Here is a 20,988-nt window from a genome sequence, read left to right as displayed (position 1 = left end):
CCCTTAAAGCAGAATGTCGGTGTAGAGCTCGGACGGATCCGGCTCCTTGTCGGCCTGGGCGAAGTCCGCCGCGTCCGCCACCACATCGCGCACTTTCTTGTCGATGCCCTTGAGTTCTTCCTCACTGGCATGCTTGAGCTCAAGGATACGGGCCTTGACCTGTTCGATCGGGTCGTGTTCGGCGCGCATCTTCTGGACCTCGTCCTTGCTGCGGTACTTCGCCGGATCGGACATCGAGTGACCGCGATAGCGATAGGTCATCATTTCCAGAATGATCGGCCCCTTGCCGGCGCGGCAATGGGCGACAGCTTCCACCGCAGCCGCATGCACCGCACGCACGTCCATGCCATCAACCTGATGACCGGGAATGCCGAAAGACAGACCGCGTATTGAAAAGTCGGTCTGCGCGGAAGCACGGGAGACCGAGGTTCCCATGGCGTAACGGTTGTTCTCGATGATGTAGATTACCGGCAGCTTCCAGAGTGCCGCCATGTTGAAGCTCTCGTAGACCTGGCCCTGGTTGGCTGCGCCATCACCGAAATAGGCCACGGAGATATTGTCGTTGCCGCGGTATTTGTTGGCAAAAGCCAGGCCGGTGCCGAGCGACACCTGGGCGCCGACGATGCCGTGGCCGCCGTAGAAATTCTTTTCCTTGGAGAACATGTGCATCGAGCCGCCCTTGCCGTGGGAGTAGCCTCCCCGGCGGCCGGTCAGCTCAGCCATCACGCCGCGCGCTTCCATGCCGGTGGCCAGCATGTGACCATGGTCACGATAGCCGGTGATCACCTGATCTCCGTCCTTGAGCGCCATCTGCATGCCGATAACGACCGCTTCCTGGCCGATATAGAGATGGCAGAAGCCGCCAATGAAACCCATGCCGTAAAGCTGGCCAGCCTTCTCTTCAAAGCGCCGGATCAGCAACATTTCGCGATAGGCTTCAAGTTCGGTGGACTTGTCGAAGTCGGTAATCCCGCCACTCAGACCGCTTTTTGCGGCTGGTTTTTTGCGAGATGCGGCTGGCGCGCTTTTACGTGGAGCCATTGTCATCCTCCCAGTGGAAATCTGAATTGACCATAGGGAAATATGCTAAAAGCAGCAAGCGCATAAATGCATGGCTGGCATGCTGCCTATGCCATTGTTTTATATGTCAAATAGTCGAATTAACCTGAATCAAGTTAACAATCTAAATCAATTGAAATAGACAACCTCGTCCTCGCGGGCGACATTCAGCAGAAACCGCGCCCGCTCATCAAGCATGTCCGCTTCCACTGCGCCGTCGCTGAGCAACAGGACTTGCCTTTCGAGATGTTGCCTGCGTTCGGTCAAGCTTGCAAGCTGTTCCGTCAAATCCACGCGACGGATCTCCAGCGCCTCTGCCGAGTTGAGACCATAGGCCCCCGACCAGGAATGAAATCCGAAATAGGTGAAACAGCCCAACGAGAGCACCGGGATTACCCACCCGCCCCATCTCCGCTGTTTTCTGAATTTAGTCCGCATTCGTTAAACGCCTTACCCCTGCGAGGGGCGCAGAATGGCAGGCCATGCTTAATATAGCGTTAGCCGCAGCCCGACATTGGCGCGGGCGAGGCAAGAAAGAAAGCCCGCATCCGGATGCGGGCTTTCAAGGTTGAGGCGACAATCGCCGGCGGTTGGCGTGCAGCGATTATCCGCGCAGGATCGAAGCACCGGCATAGGCCGCTTCGACGCCGAGTTCTTCTTCGATGCGGATCAGCTGGTTGTACTTGGCCAGCCGGTCGGAGCGCGACAGCGAGCCGGTTTTGATCTGGCCGCAATTGGTGGCGACGGCGAGATCGGCGATGGTGGAATCTTCGGTCTCACCCGAGCGATGGCTCATTACCGCAGTATAACCGGCCTTGTGCGCAATCTCGACCGCATCAAGGGTTTCCGACAGCGTGCCGATCTGGTTGACCTTGATCAGGATCGAATTGGCGACGCCCATCTTGATACCGTCACGCAGCCGCGCAGAGTTGGTGACGAACAGATCATCACCGACCAGCTGGCACTTGTCGCCAATCATGTCGGTGAGCGTCTTCCAGCCTTCCCAGTCATCTTCGGCCATGCCGTCTTCAATCGAGATGATCGGGTACTTGGCGACGAGCTCGGCGTAATAGGCAGCCATTTCCGCGCTTTCGAGAACACGCCCCTCGCCTGCCAGATCATATTTGCCATCCTTGAAGAATTCGGTCGAGGCAGGGTCGAGCGCGAGATGGATATCTTCGCCCGGACGATAGCCGGCCTTTTCAATCGACTTCATGATGAAATCGAGCGCTTCGGGCGCGCTCTTCAAGTTCGGCGCGAACCCACCCTCGTCGCCAACATTGGTGTTGTGACCGTCAGCAGCAAGTTCCTTGCGCAGGGTGTGGAACACTTCGGACCCCATGCGCACCGCCTCGCGCAGGCTGGAAGCGCCCACAGGCATGATCATGAATTCCTGAAAATCAATCGGGTTGTCAGCATGCGCACCGCCATTGATGATGTTCATCATCGGAACCGGCAGCAGCCGTGCATTGGCGCCGCCGACATAGCGGTAGAGCGGCAGGCCGCTCGATTGCGCAGCGGCCCGGGCTGCTGCCAGCGACACACCGAGAATGGCGTTGGCGCCGAGTTTGCTCTTGTTGGCGGTGCCATCGAGCTCGATCATAGCCCGGTCGAGGGCGATCTGGCCTTCGGCGTCCATGCCGCAGATGTTTTCGCGCAGCTCGCCATTGACCGAAGCGACGGCCTTTTCCACGCCCTTGCCAAGATAACGGCTGCCGCCATCGCGCAATTCGACGGCTTCATGGGCGCCGGTCGACGCACCGGAGGGAACCATTGCGCGGCCCATGGCACCATCTTCAAGATGAACATCGACTTCAACCGTGGGATTGCCGCGGCTGTCGAGAATTTCCCGTCCAACAATATCAATAATGGCGGTCATGACTTGGTTCCTTGTATGGCTTGGGACAAGCGCCATTCCGGCGTTGCGCGTTCTTACCGCAAAGCACCTGAAAATCAAATGCGCGGCACAGACAGAAATAGCTTGGCCCGGCGCGCGAATTATATGCATCTGCCGGCTGTCAGCGCGTCAACAACCTCGGTGATCCAGTACATATTTACCGGATTCGCTGCCGAATTAAGACTCCGCTAACCGACATTGCCCTAACAATCCACTGGACAACAGGGTTGCCAATATCGGTCATCGATCGGTTGGCAATGGCATGAAGCCTCTCCCGAACGCGGCGTCATCGTCCGCGGTATCGAACTGGTGAGGGGCTGCCAGCAGGTGCGGGCATGACCACCTCGCTTCTCCACCCTGATCAGCATTTCCCAAGAGGACGTCATGAAACTCAACATATCGCGAAGCCTGGTGCTGCTAGCGGTCACGGTCACACTCGGATTGACCGCGGCCTTCGGCTTGCAGAAATTCATCTATGAAGACCTCAAGGTCACCGGGCCGGTCTATACCGATATCGTTGACAGCAAGGATCTGCTTGCCGACATCCTGCCGCCGCCACTCTACGTGGTGGAATCCTACATGCTGGCCAATGAAGCGATGGTGCACCCGACCATCGCTGAACATAACGCGGCGCGAATCGGTGAATTGTATGAAGAGTACAAGACACGCAGGGATTACTGGTTGGGATCGGGGTACAATAGCGCGCTGATCGATCACCTCAAGACCGGTGCCGTGAGCGAGGGCGAGCGCTACTGGGAAATCATGAACGGCACCTTTGTGCCTGCCATCATTGACATGGACATGCCTACGGCGACGATCACACTGGGTGAGTTGCGCTCCGCATTCCTGGCCAGCGATACCGCTGTCAAGGAAATGGCTGCCCAGTTGTCGGCACATGATCAACGGGTCCGCGCACAGGCCGCGGCTGACGATAAGTTGTTTTCGCTGATCGCACTGGTGGCCAGCATCGGCACTGTCGTGCTTTTCCTGGCAGGGCTGTTTCTCTTCCGCCAGCGCGCGATCGTGCCGCTGACGGCCATGAAGGACTACATGCAGGTGCTTTCCGACGGGGACTACAATCGCGACGTGCCCTATGCCGAGCGCGACGATGAAATCGGCGAAATGGCGCAGTCCGTTGCCTATTTCCGTGACGCAGCGATGGAACGCAACGCGGCACGCGAGCAAAGCGAGACAGCCCGCCGCGAGAAAGACGAACTCGACGCAGCCAACGCCGCCCACAAGGCCAAGGAAGAGGCCGAACGGGTTCGCGTCATCGAGGCGCTCACCACCGGTCTCGAAAACCTGTCGGGCGGCAATCTGACCTACCGCATCAACGACACTTTCGCACCCGAATACGAAAAACTCCGTTCCGAGTTCAATTCCTCCATCGAAGTGCTGAATTCCACGCTGCGCGATATTTCGACGACAACCAACTCGGTGCGGATGTCGTCTTCGGAAATCGGCAACGCGGCGGACGACCTGTCGCGCCGCACCGAGCAACAGGCAGCTTCGCTCGAACAAACCGCAGCCGCGCTCGACGAAATCACCGCGACGGTGAAGAGTTCGTCGCAGCGGGCGGACGAGGCCAGCCAGATGGTCGGAACCGCGAAGGCCGGCGCCGAGAAATCGGCCACGGTGGTTCACGATGCCATCTCGGCGATGGAAAAAATCGAGGCTTCCGCACGGCAGATCAGCCAGATCATTTCAGTCATCGATGACATCGCCTTCCAGACCAACCTGCTGGCGCTCAACGCAGGCGTCGAGGCAGCGCGCGCCGGCGAGGCCGGAAGAGGGTTTGCCGTGGTTGCCCAGGAGGTTCGCGAACTGGCGCAACGCTCCGCAACGGCGGCCAAGGAAATCAAGACCCTGATCGAGACTTCCTCGACCCAGGTCGCCTCCGGCGTGTCGCTGGTCAATGAGACCGGCTCGGCGCTCAAGGAAATCGAAACCCAGGTAAACCGGATCAACGATCACATCATCTCGATTGTCACCGGTGCACGCGAACAGTCGACGGCGCTGGCCGAGATCAACTCGGCGGTCAACCAGATGGACCAGGTAACCCAGCAGAACGCGGCCATGGTCGAAGAGACCAATGCCGCCACCCAGGACCTTTCCGGTGAAGCCGTGAAGCTCGAGGGTCTGGTAGGCCGCTTCAAGACCGATTCCGGCTCTGGTGCAGGCCATGCAGCGCTGGTAACCGCGACCTCCGGATCGAAACCGGCGCTGTCGCCTGCGCGCGCGCTGGGTGCCAAGGTGGCCTCTGCCTTCGGCCTTGGTGGTGCGGCAACTGCCGCCAAGCAGGAGAACTGGAGCGAGTTCTGAGCGCATGGCTCACATCATAGAACAGGCAAGGCCACCGGGGATAATCCGGTGGCCTTTTTCTTGCGCACTCAACAATCCAGACAGATCTGGATCAGGAGGCGGCGCGCTTTGCCACGGCATCAAACGCCATCAGCGTATCGAGCAAGCGCGGCATGTCCTTGAGCGGCACCATGTTGGGACCGTCAGAGGGCGCGTTGTCGGGATCCTCATGGGTCTCGATGAACACGCCGGCAACCCCGACGGCGACGGCGGCGCGGGCGAGCGTCTCGACAAATTCGCGCTGACCACCGGTCGAACCACCCTGCCCGCCGGGCTGCTGTACTGAATGGGTGGCATCGAAAACCACCGGCGCGCCCATCGCGGCCATGATCGGCAATGCGCGCATATCGCTGACCAGCGTGTTGTAGCCGAAGGAAGCGCCGCGCTCGGTCATCAGCACATTGGAATTGCCGCTGTCGGTGATCTTGGCGAGCACATTCTTCATGTCCCAGGGCGCCAGGAACTGGCCCTTCTTGACGTTGATCACGCGGCCGGTTCTGGCGGCAGCGATCAGCAGATCGGTCTGCCGGCAGAGAAAAGCCGGGATCTGCAGGATGTCGACGACATCAGCTACCGTTGCGCATTGTTCTTCGGTGTGGACATCGGTGATGACCGGCAGGCCGAACTCGGCCTTGAGATCGGCAAACACCGCCAACGCCTTGTCCAGCCCGAGGCCACGCTTGCCCGACAGCGAGGTGCGGTTAGCCTTGTCAAAGGATGATTTGTAGACCAGCCCGATGCCGAGATTGGCACAGATTTCCTTGAGTTGACCTGCGATCTCGAAGGCGTGCTCGCGGCTTTCCATCTGGCACGGACCGGCGATCAGCGTCAGCGGGAGTTCGTTGCCAAACACGGCACTGCCGGCGCTGACGGTTGAATTGGCAGCATTCATCGGATTTCCTCGAAACAATAGATCGCGCCCTGACCGGGTGCAGGATCAACCATCAGGCGGGCACCGACCTGGCGGACGGTGACGTCGTTTTCGTGCAGCAGTTCGGTGATGGTGACCAGGCTGGTGACCCGATAGACAACAGCACGAGTGCGCAGCCCGCGGGCGCCGCTCGGGTCGGTCAGGCCGAGATAGGCTTCGAGCCCGGCATTGTTGAGAACCGTGACGGAGGCCTGCTGAAGCTCGATGGTCATGCCGAAGGAATTGGCGTCGACTTCACGGTTGTCGCAAAGCTCCTGGATGAAATACTGAAAATCGGTAGGGTTGGGTTCAGACAGGACCACTTCCGAAATGCCGATGACGCCGTTGGCGTGGGTGCTCAAGGCAGAGTGACCGGCGGTCGGCACATTGATGCGCTCGACGGCGAAGCCGAACATGTCGGGCGCTCGCAGATCGGCGGCAAAGGCAAGCTTGAAGCTTGCTTCGTGTTTGGTCCCGTCGGGCATCCGCATTGCCCGCGAAAAGCCCAGCATATCGCCGCCGGACATTCCCAGTTCCACGAAACGGGCATGATCGGCTTCGGCGTCGCTTGACCCGACCACGAAAGCACTGAAGCCATTGTCGCCGTTGCGGAACCGGTAAGCCTGATCACGAGCGACAAAGACATTGCCCTTTCGTGCCGCGGCCTCACATTCCTCGCGCGAGGCAATCGCCAACGGTTCGAGATAGGTTCCGTCATCAAAAAACACGCAGGCGTTTTCGGTGCCGAAGGGATGTCGGGCCTCTGCCGCCACGGTAAAGCCGAGCGCCGAATGGCGGGCGCGCGCACTCTCCAGGTCCTCGACCGGCAACACAAGGTGATCCAGCGGTCTGGCGGTTCGCGGTGACGTCATGGATTTGGCTCTCCGTTCGGCACTCCCCATATCAGCAAGCCTTGCTGCGGCGCAACTGCGGTGGGGCAGGCCTTGCGGAAAAGCTGGCCAACCGGTATTTCAGGCCCTGTACAAACTGGGGGACGCCTTTTGACCGGGCATTTTGCTGCGGCGCTGAAGCGCTGCTATGTGTCGATTTCCATGCTGCTGATGGTGCTGGCGCTTTCGGCTTGTGCCTCATCGGGCGGCTCGATCGACGAGATCGTCACCTCGGTAGCGCCGACACCACATAAATATGCGGCGATCGTGGTCGATGCCAAATCCGGCAAGATGCTCTATGGCGCCAATGCGCATGAAACGCGCTATCCGGCATCGCTGACCAAGATGATGACGCTGTACCTGATGTTCGAGGCAATGGACCAGGGCCGCGCCACCCGCGAGACGCTGATTCCGATTTCGGCCTATGCAGCCCGGCGGCCTCCCTCGAAACTGGGGCTGAAGCCGGGTCAGACGATTCCCGTCGACACCGCGATCCGGGTGCTGGTGGTCAAATCCGCCAATGATGTGGCGACCGCCATGGCGGAATTTCTTGGCGGTGGCTCGGAAGCCCGATTCGCCGAGATGATGACGGCGAAAGCCCGCACGCTGGGGATGAGCCGCACCACCTTCAAGAATGCCTCCGGGCTTCCTGACCCCGGCCAGGTGACAACCGCCACCGACATGGCGCGGCTGTCGATCGCGCTGAGGCGCACGTTCCCGCATTATTACGGCTATTTCAGCCAGACCGAAGTGACGGTGGCAGGACGCACCATCAAGGGTCACAACCGGGCGATGGCGATGATTCCCGGTGCCGACGGACTGAAGACCGGCTACACCCGCGCATCGGGCTTCAATCTAGCCACATCGGTAACCCGCGGCGGCAAGTCGGTGGTCGGCGTGGTGATGGGCGAAGACAAGGCCAAAATCCGCGATCAGCGCATGGCGCAGTTGATGTCGGCTTTTGTGAAAAAGGCCAAGTAGCCAACTTTTCAGATGATTGCCTGATCCGTAAGGCGGCAGTACACGTGCGACAGTTCGTGAGTTACGGGCCGATGCAGGAAATGCCGACCGGCGGATCATCCTCGATCTGAATGAAACCGAGTTGCAAGGGCATGGTGTCGTGATCGGCCCGGAGCAGCCGGATCGCCGCAACCCGTTTGGTTACCTGCTGATCCATCAGATCAATGCGGAAGACCTCGCCATCATCAAAATCCTGGGCCTTGACCACCAGATCTCCCGGCAGATTGGGATCGGTGGTCAACTCCCAGTCACCCATCTCGATCGACACCGACAGCACATTGGGAACCGGACCGGCGCCGAGCACGATGTGGACACTGGAATCCTCTTTCATGTCGGTGCAGGAAATCGATTGGGTGGCGTGGGCCGGGCTCGACAGCGGCACGACCAATGCGGCGGCCGCCAATGATGCCAGGACTGCGTTTACACTGCGCATGGCTGATCCCCTCCTCAGGTGCGGCGATATCGCCTCTGGCTGAATGTACCGAGACAGCGCGGGCACCACAGCGTCGCAGTGTGTCAAACTTCCGATTTGGCGGCAAGTATGGCCGGAAGGAGCGGCAATCCGGGCGGGCAACGCAAAATGGTCCCGCGCGGCAGACCGCCGAGGTATGGAGGAGAAGATGGTCCGGAGGGCCGCGTGCGGGCTTTGCCTCTGGGAAATGGTAGTGTGGGGGGTGGCGCAGCACGCACACGGTCCGAACTTTGCCGGATGATGTCCGCATCCGACAGGCGGCAAACCGGCTTCCGCAACAGCCCGGACGATGGCCATTGCAGGCGCCTTGCACCGCGCATTCCGGCACGAACCCGACTGCAAAAAGAACAATCAAATCCGCCACAGGCCCGTTTCGGTGTCCAGCCCGCGCACCCGCCCGGGGGCAAGTGTCGTTCTGAAGGCCGACCCGGTGGCTGGCTTGGCCCGCGCCCATGCAAGCAAGAGGCGAACTGCCAGCGGAACCACGATTGTCACCGCCTCCCCTCGTCCCAAACCGCACGTTACGGCAAGCACCGAGAGGCATTCCCCCCGCCTGGTCCGAAGCGTTCGCGTTCCATCCGGCAGCGGGAGCACAATGATGATGCCATCAGCTGCGAAGGTGTGGAAAAAAACGGTGTTGTTTTGTTGCACGAATGCCGGGATACAGCCGTTTCAAGATATTCTGGACAGGAGTTCTTCTGCGTATTTCCGACGAGAACCGCGTCCCACCACCCTCGGTTTCGATCGGCTCTGGACTGGGGCGCAATCATCTGCCAAAAGCGGGGTGGGACGCGACCGCCGTTAGTTATAGAACGGGGTCGGGCTGTTGATTGACGTCACGCGGCTGCCGCGAGGACACGCTGGCCGTCCTATCCTTTTCTGACATGCCGCCATGCCTGCCGACCGGGTTCACATCGCCCGGTCAACCGGCTTGCCCTCAAACCGAGATTCGAGCCACTGCAATCATCGATATTCAGGGCAAAATGCAGACTGCCCTTGCTATTTCGATCTAAGCGGCGCCTCTCCGCAAGCGCGTTCACGGTCGGGAACGGCAATGTGAAGTGCAATGCAGGCGGCGGGGCGCTAACGTTCCCTGACGCGAGGATGCGCGCGCATGGCATTGATTCTGATAGGGAAGAAACGGCGATGGCGTGGACAACAGACCTGCATGATCCCCACCGGCTGATCCGATGACAGCGCGCGGACTGGTCAAGCTGGCGTTGCTCGTTGGGTTTTACGTACTCCTCGTTTTCGGTGGCAACTGGCTTGCGCACTCGATCGAGCACAGCCTGTTGGCCGCCAACATCGGCCAGGATTCCAGCCCCTATCAGGCTGCGGTCATCGGCTTCATGATCCTGTATGTGGTGGTGATGTCGGTCCCGTTCCTGCCGGCAGCGGAAATCGGCATGGCGCTGATCATGGTGTTCGGAGCAAAAATAACCGGTTTTGTCTACGTTGCCACGGTTCTGGCCCTGTGCCTAGCCTTTGGCATCGGCCGACTGGTTCCGGTCGCGCGGCTGGCTTCGTTCGTCAAGGCGCGCGGGTTCACGCGGCTTTACGCGATGATCACCCGCTTCAGTCTGCTCGATGCGGAGGGCCGCAAGCTATACTTGGCTCAACAGGGGCCTCGCCGACTCGTGCCATGGCTGCTCAGGCATCGGCTGCTGGCGCTGATCGTGCTACTCAACCTGCCCGGCAATTCGCTGATCGGCGGCGGCGGCGGCATTGCCATGATCACCGGGATGAGCCGCGTGGTGCCGTTATCGACATTTCTGGCAATCGTAACTCTTGCGGTGGCGCCGGTGCCGCTGGTGGTCGCCCTGAGCGGCTGGTCGGGGCTGTAAACACGGACGTGTCGTGTCCCCGTCCAACTGGCACCTTGGAACAAGCTAATTCTGTTCGATCGATATGCCGCTTTCGCCAATCTTGATTTCGACACCGGATGGCTTTTGTTGCTCCTGGTAGAGCTGAAAGCCGATGATGGCAACGCCGATGACGAGCACGGCAATGACGATGTAAAGGGTGTTGCGGCTCATGGCTGAATTGTCCCTGGGGTGAAACGATGATTTGCGACCCGGACACTGTGTTGCACGGTTTTGCAGCGGAGGCGTAGCGATAAATGCCACGCCCCCGCGTTTAACTACGCAACGGTGATACAGGGCTCAGCGAAGGTCGAACGAGCGAGCCACGCGAAACTGTGACAGGCCGACAATCGCCAGAAGGCTTCTACACCAGGCGTGACTGTTCCAGCGCCGCCTCGATGAAGCTCGCAAACAGCGGGTGCGGCTCCAAGGGCCTCGACTTGAGCTCTGGGTGGTACTGCACGCCGATGAACCAGGGATGGACATCGCGCGGATACTCAATCGTCTCTGGCAACAAGCCATCGGGAGACAGGCCGGAAAACACCAGACCGGCGGCTTCGAGTTGATCCTTGAAGGCGATGTTGACCTCGTAGCGATGGCGATGGCGCTCGGAGACCTCGGTGGAGCCGTAGATCTCGGAAATCAGGGTGCCAGCCTTGAGCGGGTGCGGATAGGCGCCCAGCCGCATGGTGCCGCCGAGATCGCCGGATGCCGCACGCTTTTCAAGCTGATTTCCCTTGAGCCATTCAGTCATGATGCCGACCACATGGGTGCCGGTCTTGCGGTCAAATTCCGAGGACATGGCGTCTTCAATGCCAGCCAGATTGCGCGCCGCATCGAGCACCGCCATCTGCATGCCGTAACAAATGCCGAAATAGGGAACCTTGCGCTCGCGGGCAAATTTTGCCGCCGCGATCTTGCCTTCGGCACCGCGTTCGCCAAAGCCGCCGGGGACCAGAATGCCGTGGACCTTTTCGAGCCAGGGCGACGGGTCTTCCTTCTCGAAGATCTCCGATTCGATCCATTCGAGATTGACCTTGACGCGGTTGGCTATCCCACCGTGATAAAGCGCTTCGATGAGCGATTTGTAGGCGTCCTTCAGCCCTGTGTACTTGCCGACGATGGCGATGGTGACTTCGCCCTCGGGATTGTGAATGCGCTCGGAAACAGCTTCCCAGGCGGCCATGCGGGGCGCCGGCGCCGGGTCGATGCCGAAGGCGGCCAGGACTTCGGTGTCGAGGCCTTCCTTGTGGTAGGCGATCGGCACATCGTAGATCGAGGGCACATCCAGCGCCTGGATCACGGCAGAGGGACGCACATTGCAGAACTGCGAGAGCTTGCGGCGTTCTTCGGCGGGAATTTCGCGGTCGGCACGCACCAGGAGCAGATCGGGCGCGATGCCCATCGCCTGCAGTTCCTTGACCGAATGCTGGGTCGGCTTGGTCTTAAGTTCGCCGGCAGCGGCGATCCACGGCATCAGCGTGAGATGGACATAGACGGCATTGCCGCGCGGCAGGTCATTGCCCAGTTGCCGGATCGCCTCAATGAAAGGCATCGCCTCGATATCGCCGACGGTGCCGCCGATTTCACACAGCACGAAATCATAATTCTCGTTGCCATCGAGCACGAAGTTCTTGATTTCATTGGTAACGTGCGGAATCACTTGGACGGTCGCGCCGAGATAGTCGCCGCGCCGTTCCTTGTCGATGATGTCCTTGTAGATCCGGCCGGTGGTGATGTTGTCAGACTTGACCGCCGAGCGCCCGGTGAAGCGTTCGTAATGGCCCAGGTCAAGATCGGTCTCGGCGCCGTCGTCGGTGACGAACACCTCGCCGTGCTGAGTCGGGCTCATGGTGCCCGGATCGACATTGAGATAGGGGTCGAGTTTGCGCAGCCGCACCCGATAACCACGGGCCTGCAGCAATGCGCCAAGGGCGGCTGAGGCTATACCTTTGCCAAGCGAGGAGACCACGCCGCCAGTGATGAATACATATCGCGCCATGGGCTTGGATCGATATCCCTTGATCTGTGATTCCGCCACCCCAAAAACATCGAAGGACGGTTTTTACATGTATAATTGAACTGCGGCCATGAAAAAACCGGCGGAGGCGATGTGCGCCATCCGCCGGTCATTCCGCAATTCAGGCTTATTGTCCCGACGGAACACCCGAACCGGACGATGCCGGCGCGGCGGGAATATCGGTATCGGCAGCAGGTGCAGCCGGGGTTTCGGCATCCGAGGGTGGCGTTGCCGCGCCCCCCAGCTGATCGAGCACGCCGGAACCTGTGCCCTGGGTTTCAACCGGGATACGGTCGAGAATATCAGTCGGGCTGTCGCCGTAGCGGGCAAGAATGCCAAGACCCAGCGAGGTGATGAAGAACGCAGCGGCAAGAATGCCGGTGGCGCGGGTCAGCGCGTTGGCCGCGCCGCGCGCCGACATGAAGCCGGAGCCGCCGCCAATGCCCAGGCCCCCGCCTTCGGAGCGTTGAATCAGCACGATGCCGACAAGCGCCAGTACGATCATGAGGTGGACGACAATCAAAACGGTTTGCATCGGGTTCTTTCCTGCCCTTCAGAGGGCGCAATCTATGTCCGGTTTGGCGGCTCTTTACACGAGCGCGACCGGCTTTCCAAGTCCCGACCATACCGGTCAGGGGCGCTAAGGCGCATAAACCTCAGGATTTTGCCCGTCGCTCAGCCGATCAGGCCGCGGCACGCCTTACAAATGGCGAGAAAGTCAGCGGCTTTCAAGCTGGCGCCGCCAATCAACGCGCCATCGACATGAGGAACGGCCAAAAGCTCTGACGCATTGTCAGGCTTGACCGAGCCGCCATAGAGCAAACGCATGAAAGCGCCCTCGCCCGCGAACCGGGTTTTCATCTCGGCGCGGATAAAGGCGTGCGCCTCTGCAACGTCGGCGACGGTGGGCGTCAGGCCGGTGCCGATGGCCCAAACCGGCTCATAGGCAATCACGGTGTCTTCCGCCGTGGCGTCATCGGGCACCGAGCCTGAAAGCTGGCGACCCAGCACATCAAGGGTTTGGCCGGATTTGCGCTCGGCTTCGGTTTCGCCGATGCAGATGACGCGCACCAGGCCCGCGGCCTTGGCGGCTTCGGCCTTGGCGCGCACCGTCGCGTCGCTCTCGCCATGCAGGGTGCGGCGTTCGGAATGGCCGACGAGCACATAATCAGCCAGGCAATCGGCGATCATCTCGGCGGAGATGTCACCAGTATAGGCGCCGCTCTGCTTGTCATGACAATCCTGGGCGCCGATGGCGAGCGGGGTCTGCTCGGCAATTGCCGTTGCCACATAAAGCAACGTCGCCGGCGGACAGATGAGCGTGTCGATATGATCGGCGAGATCGGCATCGAGACCGTCGGCAATGGCCTTGATCTGGTCAAGCTGCTCGCGCTTGCCGTTCATCTTCCAGTTGCCTGCCACAAGCGGGCGAATCTCCGGTGTCATCTTGTGTCCCCGTCGCTATTGGTGTGAAACGGGGCTTAGCAGACCGGCTTTGATTTGCAAACCGGGGGGAAATTGGCAAACGGCGCGGGCCGGATCCTATTTGGGGGCGATCGGCAGGACCCGATTGTATTTGGCGGACCGCACCGGGTTGAACCGCCGCTGCCGGTTCGGTTCAAGCCTGGCAATCGAAGCCACCAGGCTTTCCTTGACCGTCTTGTCAAACTCAATACCGATGATGAAAGACCGGACGCGCCGTATCTTGCCGGTGCAATGCAGGTTGCCCCACGGCAGATAGATGCGGCAGGCCTCATTGATAACGTCAAACAGCGAGTCGAGCGATTTTTGCGTGTCAATGCTGGCCCAGGGCATCTTGTCACTGGAAAACAGGCACCCCGAGGCGGACAGGTTCACGATCATCCCGGTAAGCGCGATATAGTGCTTCCGGTCCTTGAACGTCAGTTCAATGACGCCGGGGCAGTTGGCGCCATAACGGACGTCTGACTTGCGGTTGTAGGACTTGTCAGCTTGATCAGCTAGTTCCGCGGTTTCTGAACCCATTCCGTGTTGCCACCTGTGCTAGGTTGACGGGTCGTTCAGTTTGGACTGTCGACATGAAAAAACAGTAAAGCACCGGTCAATTTTCCATTATTTGCCCCGGCAGGCATTCAACAAGGCATGCGTTGCTTGCAGAAGGAACGCGAAATCGGGGCGATTACTTTTCCCGTTGGTCAACCGAAAGTGTTTGGCGGGTGCCTGACGGTTATCGTGAATTCATCGGGCGAAGGTCCGTGCAGACTGCAGCCGGCGGAAAATCAAAACCAGGCGCCGCGCCCTCGTTTCGCCCGCTCTCACGCACCAGTCACGGCTGCGGGACGTAATCCGCGCGCTTACCCTTCAATTCGCCGAAAGTTTCGTCTAAAGGATCGGGGGACAAGGGCCGTATGGACGGTTCTCATTTACGTGGGCTGCCACGATCGATCATGCAGGAGCATTAATGCTTGAACTATTGCGTAAGGGCACCAAAGGCTGGGTCGCCAAATTTCTCCTCATCTTGCTGGTGGCATCGTTCGGCGTGTGGGGCATTTCCGGCTCCATTCTGAGCTCTGCCGGTACCTCGGTGGTCACCGTGGGTGATACCGAAGTCTCGGCCAATGAGTTCCGCCTTGCCTATGACCGGCAGATGCAGGTTGTGGGACGTCAGCTTGGAACCCGCATCACGGCGGAACAGGCGCGCGCCTTCGGCATCCAGAATCAGGTCTATGCGCAGCTGATCGCCGGCGCGCTGCTCGACGAACAGGCACGGTTGATGAATCTGGGGCTGTCGGACGACCGGCTGGCGACACTGGTGGCAGAAGACCCGGCGTTTCACGATTTCAACGGGCGCTTCACCCGCGGCAACTTCCAGCAGGTGCTGCGCACTGTCGGCATGAGTGAGGAAGATTATCTCAAGAACCGCAGCCAGGTGGCGGTGCGCACCCAGATCGTCGAGGCCGTCTCGGAAGGCTTTTCCGCCCCCGACACGATGATCGCGGCAATGGCGCAATACGAAGCCGAGGCTCGCGATGTCGACTATCTGCTGTTGACCCAGGCCAATATCGACCCGGTGGCGGCCCCCACCGACAGCGAACTGGCGAGCTGGTTTGAGACCAACAAGGCAAAATATGCGGCCCCCGAATATCGCAAGCTGAATTATGTGAAGCTGGAAAGCGAAGACATCGCCGATCCGGCCGCCATCAGCGCCGAGGTTGCCCGCGCCGACTTTGAAGCACGCAAGGACCGTTACACCACGGACGAAACCCGCACGGTCGATCAACTGGTGTTTGCCGACCGCGCTGCAGCTGACGCGGCAGCAGTCGAACTGGCATCGGGCACAAGTTTTGACGAGCTAGTGACAGCCCAGGGCCGCTCGGCAGCCGACGTGCGGCTTGGCAGCTTCACAAAGACATCGATGCCGGATCAATCACTGGCCGAGGCTGCCTTTGCGATCAGTGAAGCCGGCGGTACCTCGTCGGTGGTTGACGGCCAGTTCGGGCCGGTGATTCTGCGGGTGGCGGAGATTACTCCGGAAGCAACACGGAGCTTTGAAGAGGTCGAGGCCGAAATCCGCAAGGAACTGGCGCTGGCCGAAGCTTCACAGGCGCTGCTGGATGTGCACGACGCATTCGAGGATGCCCGCGCCGGCGGCATGACGCTGGTTGAAGCCGCAGCACAGCAAAAACTCAAGCCGGTGAGCATCGCCGCAATCGACCGCACCGGCCAGACGCCGGAAGGGGACGTGATCAGCGACATCCCGCAATCACAGACACTTTTGAAGGAAGCGTTCGAGGCCGAACCCGGCGTCGAAACGCTGCCGATCAGCCTCGGGGTGGAAGGCTTTGTCTGGTACGAGGTGATTGACGTCACCCCTGCCCGCGACCGCACACTTGATGAAGTGCGCGATCGGGTGGTGGCCGACTGGACAGCGGAGAAGTCGCTGGAAGCACTCGGTGCCAAGGCCAGCGAACTTCAGGAGCGGCTCGAAAAGGGCGCCGATCTTGCCAAGATCGCCGAGGAACTGGCGGTATCGGTGGAGACTAAATATGCGCTCAACCGTCGCGGCGCTGACGCCGTATTCGGTGCGGCGGCAGTTTCGGAAGCCTTCGCCGGCCCGGAAGGCCATCTGGGAGTGGCCAACGACGCCTCGGGCGAAAACAAGATCCTGTTGCAGGTCAAGTCGGTCAACGACGCGGCCACGGTGACGGCGGGTTCAGTGGCAGCCGAGCAGCGCGCACAGGTTTCGCAACAGGTGGCAGACGACATTCTGGACCAGATGGTGGCGCGGTTGCAGGCCGATCTGGGGGTTTCCGTGGATCAGGCGCTGGCCGAACGGGCACTGGCGTTCTAAGCCGGAAAGACAGGGGAAGCAGGCACCATGGCCGATCTCAAATCCTTCATCGCCAAGGTGGCGGGGGGCGAGCCTCTTGACCGCGAGGAAGCCCGGCACGCCTTCGGGGTGATGATGTCGGGGGATGCGACGCCTTCGCAAATTGGCGGCTTCCTGATGGCGCTCAGGGTCCGCGGCGAAAGCGTCGATGAAATCTACGGCGCGGTCAGCGTGATGCGCGAACGCATGCTGCCGGTCAGCGCGCCCGCCGATGCGATCGACATTGTCGGCACCGGCGGCGACGCTTCCGGCACCTACAATGTATCGACGGCGGCGGCCTTCATTACTGCCGGCGCCGGCGTCAAGGTGGCCAAGCACGGCAACCGGGCGCTGTCATCTAAATCGGGAGCTGCGGATTCGCTCGCGGCACTCGGGATCTCGCTGGAACTCGCGCCCGAAGGCATTTCCGCCTGTATCGACCAGGCTGGTGTCGGCTTCATGTTCGCGCCGGCCCATCACTCGGCGATGCGCCATGTCGGGCCGAGCCGGGTCGAGCTTGGCACCAGAACAATCTTCAACCTGCTGGGCCCTCTTGCCAATCCTGCAGGTGTCAAGAAGCAGTTGCTGGGGGTGTTTTCGCCCGAATGGCTGCAGCCGCTGGCCGAAGTGATGCGTGATCTGGGATCGGAAACGGTCTGGGTGGTGCATGGCGACGGGCTGGACGAGATGACCACGACCGGAACGACGCAAATTGTAGCGCTGGAAGACGGCAAAATCCGTTCGTTTGAAACAACCCCGGAAGAGTTTGGCCTGACGCGGGTGCCGCTGGCCAAGCTGAAGGGCGGCGACGGCGCCTATAACGCCAAGGCGCTGAAGCGGCTGCTCGAGGGCGAAGCCGGCGCCTACCGCGACATCTCGGTGCTGAATGCTGCCGGCGGGCTGGTGGTGGCCGGAAAGGCAGAGACGCTGGCTGACGGGATCACCTTGGCCAACCAGTCAATTGACAGTGGTGCGGCATTGGCAGCACTCGACACACTGGTCAGTGTGTCGCAAGCTCATGCTCCTGCACCAAAGGCGGGCTGAGCCAATGAGCGATATTCTGACACGAATCGAAACCTACAAGCGCGAAGAGATCGCCGCTGCCAAGGCCAAGCTGCCGCTTGACGAGATCAAGGCACGCGCAGCCGACACCGAGCCGCCACGCGACTTCATTGCCGCAATCCAGGCCAAGCATGCCGATGGCGGTTATGCGCTGATTGCCGAGATCAAGAAGGCAAGCCCGTCAAAAGGCCTGATCCGCGCCGATTTCGATCCGCCGTCGCTGGCCAAAGCCTATGAGGCAGGAGGGGCTGCCTGTCTTTCGGTACTGACCGATGCGCCCTCGTTTCAGGGCGCACCGGAATTTCTGACCGCCGCACGTGCGGCCTGCAAGCTGCCGGCGCTGCGCAAGGATTTCATGTTCGACATCTACCAGGTGCACGAGGCGCGGGCCTGGGGTGCGGATGCGATCCTGATCATCATGGCGTCGCTGAACGATGACGACGCCAAGCGGCTGGAAGACGAAGCCCATGGGCTCGGCATGGCGGCGCTGATCGAGGTGCATGACGAGGGCGAACTGACACGTGCACTCAAACTCGACAGCCGGCTGATCGGCGTCAACAACCGCAATCTTAGAACATTCGAGGTCTCATTGAGCGTTTCCGAACGGCTGTCAGCAATGGTTCCGAATGACCGGATTCTGGTAGGCGAAAGCGGTATCGGATCGCACGCCGATTGTGCGCGGCTTTCGCGCAGCGGCATTTCGACATTCCTGGTCGGCGAAAGCCTGATGCGCCAGGCCGATGTGACTGCAGCCACCCAATTGCTGCTTTCAGGCGACAGCGCTCGCACGGCGGCTGAATAAGATGGCCGACGAGACCTCCTCGCGGCTCACCCATCTTGCCGAGGACGGTTCGGCGGCGATGGTGGATGTCGGTGACAAAGCCAACACCGTGCGCATTGCCGAGGCCGAGGGCCATGTGCGGATGAAGTCCGAAACGCTCAAGCTGATCCTTGATGGCAACATGAAGAAGGGCGACGTGATCGGTGTGGCGCGGATTGCCGGCATCATGGCCGCCAAGCAGACTGCAAACCTGATTCCGCTTTGCCATCCGCTGGCGCTGACCAAGGTGAGTGTCGACATTACCCCCGATGACGCCCTGCCCGGCCTGCGCGTACGCACGCTGGCCAAGTTGACCGGCAAGACCGGTGTGGAAATGGAGGCGCTGACGGCGGCATCGGTCGCCTGCCTGACCATCTATGACATGGGCAAGGCGGTGGACCGCGGCATGGAAATCGGCGGGATCAGGGTGATCGCCAAGTCCGGCGGCAAGTCCGGAACCTGGGATCTGAAGACCGAGGAGGCTGAGTGATGGCGCTGATGCCAGTGGACGACGCGCTTGCGCAGATACTCGAAGGAGCCGCCCCACGGGGTGAGCCGGAAATGCTCGGCCTGGCCGAATGTTTCGACCGGGTTCTGGCGCGCGATCTGAAAGCGCTTCGCACTCACCCGCCGTTTGCGGCCTCGGCCATGGATGGCTACGCGGTGGGGGCGCAAGACGTGAAGGCCGGCACCGTATTGAAACTTCAGGGCGAATCGGCTGCCGGGCACAGTTTTGACGGGACACTTGAACCGGGCTCGACAGTCCGCATCTTCACCGGCGCGCCGGTGCCAGCGGGCGCCGATGCTATTGTCATTCAGGAACATGTCTCGCCGCTTGGCGACGGCACCGTGAGAATCAACGAGGCAGCCGTAGACGGCCGGCATATCCGCGCCGCGGGTGTTGATTTCACAAAGGGCAAGGTTGGGATCGAAGCCGGACGGCTGCTCGATGCGGGCGCCATCACCTTTGCTGCCGCCATGAACCACGCCAGCCTGCCGGTGGTGCGCAGGCCAAAGGTGGCGGTGCTTGCCACCGGCGACGAATTGCGCCTGCCCGGCCAGAAGCTTGGCCCGTCGCAGATCATTGCCTCCAACACCTTTGGGGTGGCAGCGCTGGCGCGTGGCGCAGGCGCCGACGTGATCGATCTGGGGATCGCCGAGGACCGGATGGAAGCGCTGGATGCGGCGCTTGATTCGGCAATTTCGCAGGGTGCCGATGTGCTTGTGACGATTGGCGGGGCTTCGGTGGGCGACCATGATCTGGTGCAGGAAGCCATGACCGGGCGCGGCATGGCGCTCGATTTCTGGAAGATCGCCATGCGTCCAGGCAAACCGTTGATGTCGGGTCGGCTGGGCGAAATGCGGGTTCTCGGAGTGCCGGGAAATCCGGCATCGAGCCTTGTCTGCGCGCATCTGTTTCTAGAGCCGCTGGTTACCCGGCTGGGCGGACGGCCGGACCCGCAACGAATCCAAAAAGCCACATTAACCAAAGACTTGCCGGAAAACGACCAGCGCCAGGACTATCTTCGCAGCGACCTTGCCCGAGACCCGGCGGGCGGGCTTTTAGCGACCCCGTTTGCACACCAGGATTCGTCGCTGATGAAGGTGTTTTCCGATTCCCGCTGCCTGGTCATAAGGCCGCCGTTCGCACCGTCGGCGGTTGCTGGCGATGCCTGCGATGTGCTGGTTTTGCGCTCCTGATATTGCCCCGGTAATCTGATGTCGAAAACGACGGCATCTTCTCAGGAAATGATCTTGGTGTAGCGTACTGGCCCGTCGGGAGGATTGTCAGACGCTGCCAACACCTGTTCGGCCGGAGAGTCGTCGGGGATCGATAGCAAACCGGACGAAAGCTGCAAAAAAGCGCCTTACAGGCGTTGCCTTGAACGGCTAGGATCGACGCGATCGTGGCAACCAAGCGCCAGGGAAAGTTTATGCCAACGGATACCAAACAGGATTTTGACGCCGAACTCGTCGCGCTCGGGCTGGAATGCCCGCTGCCGGTTCTCAAGGCGCGCAAGCGTCTGGGCGAAATGCCGGAGGGCGCTGTGCTTTGCCTGGTTTGCGACGATCCGCTTTCCGCCATCGACGTGCCGTTTTTCTGCAGCGAAGCTGGGCACGAATTGCTCTCCACCGTTACCACTGGACCTGAGATGCGCTACCGTATCCGCAAGCGCGGTTAGAGCGGTTCTACTTGATCGCACTCAATGCCGGAGCGAGTTGCGTTTGAGCCAAATCTCACTAGCATCGGCCATTGAAGAACTCGA

Annotated in this window: 20 protein-coding genes; 9 read left to right on the top strand and 11 right to left on the bottom strand. The window is 60.7% G+C overall.

All coding sequences use genetic code 11. The annotated features are described in order from the left end of the window. Positions 1–3: 3 nt before the first annotated feature. The 3 genes from pdhA to eno all read right to left on the bottom strand — a co-directional run bounded on the left by pdhA (position 4) and on the right by eno (position 2,938). A complete protein-coding gene (gene pdhA / locus ACK6D9_RS13110; protein WP_322990275.1) occupies positions 4–1,041 on the bottom strand; it encodes a pyruvate dehydrogenase (acetyl-transferring) E1 component subunit alpha in 1,038 nt (345 codons plus the stop codon). 147 nt (positions 1,042–1,188) lie between these two features. Beyond that, positions 1,189–1,497, bottom strand: coding sequence for an FtsB family cell division protein (locus ACK6D9_RS13105; protein WP_412048841.1), 309 nt, complete (start codon positions 1,495–1,497; stop codon positions 1,189–1,191). A gap of 166 nt (positions 1,498–1,663) precedes the next feature. Beyond that, positions 1,664–2,938: a phosphopyruvate hydratase gene (gene eno / locus ACK6D9_RS13100; RefSeq protein ID WP_412048840.1), complete on the bottom strand. Its 1,275-nt coding sequence runs from the start codon at positions 2,936–2,938 to the stop codon at positions 1,664–1,666. A 402-nt stretch (positions 2,939–3,340) separates the two neighbouring features. Between eno and ACK6D9_RS13095 the strand changes: the two genes are divergently transcribed. Continuing rightward, positions 3,341–5,278 (top strand): methyl-accepting chemotaxis protein, encoded by a 1,938-nt coding sequence (locus tag ACK6D9_RS13095; protein WP_322989177.1) that lies wholly within the window; start codon positions 3,341–3,343, stop codon positions 5,276–5,278. A 91-nt stretch (positions 5,279–5,369) separates the two neighbouring features. Here the strand turns inward: ACK6D9_RS13095 and kdsA are convergent, their stop codons facing one another. Beyond that, complete coding sequence (kdsA, locus tag ACK6D9_RS13090) at positions 5,370–6,209, bottom strand: 3-deoxy-8-phosphooctulonate synthase (RefSeq protein ID WP_412048839.1); 840 nt, start codon at positions 6,207–6,209, stop codon at positions 5,370–5,372. Continuing rightward, on the bottom strand, positions 6,206–7,099 hold the full coding sequence (locus ACK6D9_RS13085; protein ID WP_412048838.1) for a VOC family protein: 894 nt from the start codon (positions 7,097–7,099) through the stop codon (positions 6,206–6,208). The genes kdsA and ACK6D9_RS13085 overlap by 4 nt, the downstream gene beginning before the upstream one ends. 129 nt (positions 7,100–7,228) lie before the next feature. Here ACK6D9_RS13085 and ACK6D9_RS13080 point away from each other — a divergent pair, with 129 nt between their 5' ends. Continuing rightward, the gene (locus ACK6D9_RS13080; RefSeq protein WP_322989174.1) at positions 7,229–8,098 is read left to right on the top strand and encodes a D-alanyl-D-alanine carboxypeptidase family protein; all 870 of its coding nucleotides are present in this window, start codon (positions 7,229–7,231) and stop codon (positions 8,096–8,098) included. 61 nt (positions 8,099–8,159) lie between these two features. Here ACK6D9_RS13080 and ACK6D9_RS13075 read toward each other — a convergent pair whose 3' ends face one another. Next, positions 8,160–8,570, bottom strand: coding sequence for a hypothetical protein (locus ACK6D9_RS13075; protein ID WP_322989173.1), 411 nt, complete (start codon positions 8,568–8,570; stop codon positions 8,160–8,162). Positions 8,571–9,799: 1,229 nt separating this feature from the next. On the opposite strand from ACK6D9_RS13075, the gene ACK6D9_RS13070 reads away from it, so the two are divergent. Continuing rightward, entirely contained in the window at positions 9,800–10,453 is a 654-nt protein-coding gene (locus tag ACK6D9_RS13070; protein ID WP_412048837.1) for a hypothetical protein, read from the top strand. 45 nt (positions 10,454–10,498) lie between these two features. Here the strand turns inward: ACK6D9_RS13070 and ACK6D9_RS13065 are convergent, their stop codons facing one another. The 5 genes from ACK6D9_RS13065 to ACK6D9_RS13045 all read right to left on the bottom strand — a co-directional run bounded on the left by ACK6D9_RS13065 (position 10,499) and on the right by ACK6D9_RS13045 (position 14,495). Next, the gene (locus tag ACK6D9_RS13065; RefSeq protein WP_322989171.1) at positions 10,499–10,645 is read right to left on the bottom strand and encodes a hypothetical protein; all 147 of its coding nucleotides are present in this window, start codon (positions 10,643–10,645) and stop codon (positions 10,499–10,501) included. Positions 10,646–10,835: 190 nt separating this feature from the next. Further along, a complete protein-coding gene (locus tag ACK6D9_RS13060; RefSeq protein WP_412048836.1) occupies positions 10,836–12,473 on the bottom strand; it encodes a CTP synthase in 1,638 nt (545 codons plus the stop codon). 145 nt (positions 12,474–12,618) lie between these two features. After that, complete coding sequence (gene secG / locus ACK6D9_RS13055; RefSeq protein ID WP_412048835.1) at positions 12,619–13,026, bottom strand: preprotein translocase subunit SecG; 408 nt, start codon at positions 13,024–13,026, stop codon at positions 12,619–12,621. 140 nt (positions 13,027–13,166) lie between these two features. After that, positions 13,167–13,937, bottom strand: coding sequence for a triose-phosphate isomerase (tpiA, locus tag ACK6D9_RS13050; RefSeq protein WP_412048834.1), 771 nt, complete (start codon positions 13,935–13,937; stop codon positions 13,167–13,169). Positions 13,938–14,033: 96 nt separating this feature from the next. Then, entirely contained in the window at positions 14,034–14,495 is a 462-nt protein-coding gene (locus ACK6D9_RS13045; protein WP_322989167.1) for a PilZ domain-containing protein, read from the bottom strand. A gap of 436 nt (positions 14,496–14,931) precedes the next feature. Here ACK6D9_RS13045 and ACK6D9_RS13040 point away from each other — a divergent pair, with 436 nt between their 5' ends. The 6 genes from ACK6D9_RS13040 to ACK6D9_RS13015 all read left to right on the top strand — a co-directional run bounded on the left by ACK6D9_RS13040 (position 14,932) and on the right by ACK6D9_RS13015 (position 20,904). Next, positions 14,932–16,821 (top strand): SurA N-terminal domain-containing protein, encoded by a 1,890-nt coding sequence (locus ACK6D9_RS13040; protein ID WP_412048833.1) that lies wholly within the window; start codon positions 14,932–14,934, stop codon positions 16,819–16,821. 27 nt (positions 16,822–16,848) lie between these two features. Continuing rightward, a complete protein-coding gene (gene trpD / locus ACK6D9_RS13035; protein WP_412048832.1) occupies positions 16,849–17,883 on the top strand; it encodes an anthranilate phosphoribosyltransferase in 1,035 nt (344 codons plus the stop codon). 4 nt (positions 17,884–17,887) lie between these two features. Beyond that, on the top strand, positions 17,888–18,703 hold the full coding sequence (gene trpC / locus ACK6D9_RS13030; protein WP_412048831.1) for an indole-3-glycerol phosphate synthase TrpC: 816 nt from the start codon (positions 17,888–17,890) through the stop codon (positions 18,701–18,703). 1 nt (position 18,704) lies between these two features. Then, the gene (gene moaC / locus ACK6D9_RS13025; protein ID WP_412048830.1) at positions 18,705–19,211 is read left to right on the top strand and encodes a cyclic pyranopterin monophosphate synthase MoaC; all 507 of its coding nucleotides are present in this window, start codon (positions 18,705–18,707) and stop codon (positions 19,209–19,211) included. Continuing rightward, positions 19,211–20,422: a gephyrin-like molybdotransferase Glp gene (glp, locus tag ACK6D9_RS13020; RefSeq protein ID WP_412048829.1), complete on the top strand. Its 1,212-nt coding sequence runs from the start codon at positions 19,211–19,213 to the stop codon at positions 20,420–20,422. Before moaC ends, glp begins: the two co-directional genes overlap by 1 nt. Positions 20,423–20,655: 233 nt before the next feature. Then, complete coding sequence (locus ACK6D9_RS13015; protein ID WP_412048828.1) at positions 20,656–20,904, top strand: sulfurtransferase TusA family protein; 249 nt, start codon at positions 20,656–20,658, stop codon at positions 20,902–20,904. Positions 20,905–20,988 lie beyond the last annotated feature (84 nt).

Origin of the sequence: Hoeflea sp. Naph1 (genome assembly GCF_046837775.1) — a bacterium.
GTDB lineage: Bacteria > Pseudomonadota > Alphaproteobacteria > Rhizobiales > Rhizobiaceae > Hoeflea.
Note: the sequence above shows the minus strand (reverse complement) of the source record. Positions and strands in the feature narration are given on the sequence as shown.